Source organism: Pseudomonas sp. GW456-12-10-14-LB2 (assembly GCF_002884345.1).
Lineage (GTDB): Bacteria > Pseudomonadota > Gammaproteobacteria > Pseudomonadales > Pseudomonadaceae > Aquipseudomonas > Aquipseudomonas paraglycinae.
The window spans coordinates 1-248 of record NZ_POHV01000271.1 but is presented as its reverse complement, the minus strand read 5'-3'; the positions used below and the strand labels follow the sequence as shown (position 1 = coordinate 248).

At 60.9% G+C, this 248-nt stretch carries 1 protein-coding gene; it reads left to right on the top strand.

Going from position 1 to position 248, the window contains the following annotated elements; all coding sequences use genetic code 11:
* On the top strand, positions 1–248 hold a 248-nt coding region (locus tag C1X29_RS29050), incomplete at both ends, for a histidine kinase dimerization/phospho-acceptor domain-containing protein (protein ID WP_305888221.1).

Genomic DNA, 248 nt, shown 5'->3' with positions numbered 1-248 from the left:
ATTCTACCGAGTGGTCGGATACGCAGCGCTCGCTCAGTGACGTTCTCGCCGAAGCCCAAGCCGCTGATCGCGCCAAGAGCGCGTTTCTGGCGACGATCAGTCATGAAATCCGCACACCCCTGAACGGCATCCTGGGTATGGCGCAGGTGTTCGATCAGTCGGGACTTTCGCCGGCCCAGCAGCAGCAACTCGGCGTCATCCGCCAGTCCAGTCTCGACCTGTTGGCCATCGTCAATGACGTGCTCGAT